At 74.6% G+C, this 3,361-nt stretch carries 4 protein-coding genes; 1 reads left to right on the top strand and 3 read right to left on the bottom strand.

Going from position 1 to position 3,361, the window contains the following annotated elements:
• From CCN42_RS39765 to CCN42_RS39775, 3 genes are all read right to left on the bottom strand, one after another.
• Positions 1–464 (bottom strand): LLM class flavin-dependent oxidoreductase (locus tag CCN42_RS39765; RefSeq protein WP_143662213.1); only part of this gene is annotated, 464 nt, incomplete at its 3' end.
• A 134-nt stretch (positions 465–598) separates the two neighbouring features.
• Positions 599–1,084, bottom strand: a complete 486-nt coding sequence (locus CCN42_RS39770; RefSeq protein WP_086742007.1) for a heme-degrading domain-containing protein — start codon at positions 1,082–1,084, stop codon at positions 599–601.
• 35 nt (positions 1,085–1,119) lie between these two features.
• A complete protein-coding gene (locus tag CCN42_RS39775; protein ID WP_086742006.1) occupies positions 1,120–2,205 on the bottom strand; it encodes a Gfo/Idh/MocA family protein in 1,086 nt (361 codons plus the stop codon).
• A gap of 47 nt (positions 2,206–2,252) precedes the next feature.
• Between CCN42_RS39775 and CCN42_RS39780 the strand changes: the two genes are divergently transcribed.
• On the top strand, positions 2,253–3,361 hold a 1,109-nt coding region (locus CCN42_RS39780; protein WP_086742008.1), incomplete at its 3' end, for an ROK family protein.

A 3,361-nucleotide genomic window follows, 5' to 3' on the forward strand; every position in this document is an offset into this window, starting at 1 on the left:
GCCGCCCGCTCGCGGGACAGCTCCAGGGTCTTCGGGCCGAGGGCCGCGAGGACCCGGCGGTCCGCCGGTACGCCCGCCTCGTCCAGCGCGTCCAGGTAGCCGACCAGCGCCGAGTACGGCCGCCGGTACTGGGCCGCCAGCTTGGCGTGGCTCACCCCGAGGCCCAGGACGAAGCGGCCCGGGTGCGCCGCCTCCAGCCCGGCGAAGGACGCCGCGCTCTCGGTGGCCTCGTACTGCCAGATGCTCTGGATGCTGGTGCCCACGGTGAGCGTGGAGGTGGCCGCGAGCAGCGGGGCGGCGTGCTGCGCGGCACTGTTGCCGCCCAGCCATACGGCGCCGAAGCCCAGCTCCTCCAACTCGGCCACCGCCTCAGCCCGTTCGCCGGCGAGGGCCGGGTCCTCCGAGCGCAGGCCGATGCTCCAGATGCCGTACCGGCCTATGTCGTCCTTGAGGAGCGTGCTCATACGGGTGGTCCCTCCGGCGTGCGACGGCAGTTACGGCTGTGGCAACCGGAGGGACCGGCCGGGGCATTCCCGGCCGCGGTACTTCCGTACGTCCTCCTGAACGCTCAGGTGGCGAACGTTCAGTTGAGGGACGCTCAGTCCTTCAGGAACTCCTCCAGCGCCTCCACCACGAGCCGGTGGTCCTGGAGCTGCGGCAGTCCGGAGACCGTGACCGCCCCGATCACCCCGACGTCCTCGACGTGGACGGGGAACGAGCCGCCGTGCGCCGCGTACAGGTCCGGGTCGAGCCGGGACGACTCCTCGAACGTGGTGCCCTTGGCCCGGAAGCGGGCGCCCACCAGGTACGAGGCCGAGCCGTAGCGCTCCACCACCCGGCGCTTGCGGGCGATCCAGGCGTCGTTGTCCGGGGTGGAGCCGGGGAGCGCGGCGTGGAACAGCTGCTGTCCGGCGCGGTGGATGTCGATCGCGACCGGGGCCTGCCGTTCCCGGGCCAGCCGGACCAGGAGGGAGCCCAGCTCCCAGGCGTCGTCCGGGGTGAACCGGCGGAAGACCAGGCGGCGTTCCTGTGCCTCCAGCTCCTCGATGCTCGGGACCAGTTCGGGCGCGATCTTCGGGGTCATGGCGGGGGCGTGCGGGGTGTGCTTCTGGGGGTGTGTCACAGGGTCACCGTCACTCCGTCTCGGGCCGAACGGCGGGCCGCTTCCAGTACGTCGAGGGCGGCGGCCGCCTCCAGCGCGGTCACCGGGTTGGGACCATCCTCCAGCAGGGCGCGGGCGATCGCCGCGTAATAGGCGGGGTAGTCGCCCGGCAGCGTCGGCTCGGGCCGGCCGCCGCCGGTCACCGGGGACTCGCCGGAACCGACCCGGCCCCACAGCGACTCGGGCTCCACACCCCAGTCCTCTCCGTTCCCGGGGCGCCGTCCCTCGCGCAGGGCCGCCTCCTGCGGGTCCAGGCCGTACTTGACGTACCCAGCCCGCGACCCCAGCACCCGGAAACGCGGTCCGAGCTGGGCGGTGGTGGCCGAGACGTACAGGTGGGAGCGGACCCCGCTCGCGTGCGTCAGCGCGATGAACGTGTCGTCGTCGGTCTCCGCGCCCGCCCGGCGGACGTCCGCCTCCGCGTACACGTGGGTGGCCGGGCCGAAGAGGGCCAGCGCCTGGTCGACGACGTGGCTGCCCAGGTCGTACAGCAGGCCTCCGATCTCCGCGGGGTCACCGGACTCCCGCCAGCCGCCCTTCGGCTGCGGACGCCACCGCTCGAAGCGGGACTCGAAGCGCCAGACGTCACCCAGCTCGCCCTCGGCCAGCAGCTTGCGCAGGGTGAGGAAGTCGTTGTCCCAGCGGCGGTTCTGGAACACCGACAGGAGCAGTCCGCGGCCGGCGGCCAGGTCCGCCAGCCCGCGCGCCTCGGCGGCGGTGCCCGCCACCGGCTTGTCGACGACGACCGGCAGACCGGCCTCGAGGGCGGCCGTCGCGAGCGGGACGTGCGTCTTGTTCGGGGACGCGATGACGATCAGGTCGAGTTCGCCGGCGCGGTCGAACAGCTCGTCCGGCGTGGCGGCGATCCGGACGCCGGGGTGTTCGGTGCGGGCCTGTTCCTGCCGCTCCGGGTTGGCGGTGACCACCGTGTCGAGGGCGAGGCCCTCGGTGGTGGCGATCAGCGGCGCGTGGAAGACGGAGCCCGCGAGGCCGTAACCGATGAGGCCGACGCGGAGGGGGGTGCCTGAGGTGCCAGTCGTCATGCGTCCACTTTCGCAACGCTGTTGCCAAAGTGCAAGCGCGAGGCAGAATGGGGGGCGTGAACAGGACGAACGCAGTGGCCGAGGGTGCGAATCTGCTGGCGCTGCGCAGCCACAACACCGCGCTCGTGCTCGACCTGCTGCGCACCGCCGGCGAGGAGGGCATCAGCCGGCTGGAGCTGGCCGAGCGCACCGGGCTCACCCCGCAGGCGGTCAGCAAGATCACCGCGCGGCTGCGGGCCGAAGGGCTCGTCGCCGAGGCGGGCCGCCGCGCCTCCACCGGCGGCAAGCCGCGCACCGTCCTCCGGCTGGTACCGGGCGCGGGCCACGCCGTCGGAGCCCACCTGGACCGGGACGAACTGCGCACCGTGCTGGTGGATCTCACCGGCGCGGTGGTGGCGGAGCGGCGGGCCCCGCTGGACCTGGGAGCGGGCGCGGACGCCGTCGTCGCGGCCGTCGCCCGGGAGGTGACGGCGGCGGTCGCGGGGGCGGTCGCGGAGGCGGACACGGGTGCGGGTGCAGTCGCGGGCACGGTCCGTGCGGGGAGCGTGCTCGGAGTCGGCGTCGCTCTGCCCGGCCCGCTCGACCACACGCGCGGCGTACTGCACCGCGTCACCGGATTCCCCGAGTGGGACGGCTTCCCGCTGCGCGACGCGCTGGCCCGGCGGCTCGGCATGCCGGTCGTGGTCGACAAGGACACCAACGCGGCGGCGCTCAACCTCGCGGTGGGGGAGGAGGTCGGCCGGGCCGTGGGGTCGTTCGCCTACCTCCACCTCGGTACGGGGCTCGGCGCCGGCCTGGTGATCGGCGGCACCGTGCACCGGGGCGCACGCACCGGCGCCGGCGAGTTCGGGCACCAGGTCATCCAGCTCGACGGCCCGCCCTGCACCTGCGGCGGACGCGGCTGCATCGAGGCGCTGTGCCTGGCCGCCGTCGCGGGCGGCGACCTCGACGAGGCCGCGCGCGTGCTCGGTGCGGGCGCCGCGAACCTCGTCGGGCTGCTCGACATCGACCTCGTCCTGCTCGGCGGCCGTACGGTCGCCACCGCGCCGGACGCCTTCGTGCGCGGAGTCGCCGGCGTCCTCGCCGGCCGTGCCCGGCGGGAGGGCGCCGAGACCGTGCCCGTACGGGTCGCCCCCGGCGGTGAGCGGGGGGTCGC

The organism is Streptomyces glaucescens (assembly GCF_002154375.1).
Lineage (GTDB): Bacteria > Actinomycetota > Actinomycetes > Streptomycetales > Streptomycetaceae > Streptomyces > Streptomyces glaucescens.

Excerpts from the sequence above, each read along its gene's own strand:
- CCN42_RS39775 (WP_086742006.1), bottom strand. The coding sequence starts at position 2,205 with ATGACGACTGGCACCTCAGGCACCCCCCTCCGCGTCGGCCTCATCGGT.
- CCN42_RS39770 (WP_086742007.1), bottom strand. The coding sequence starts at position 1,084 with ATGACCCCGAAGATCGCGCCCGAACTGGTCCCGAGCATCGAGGAGCTG.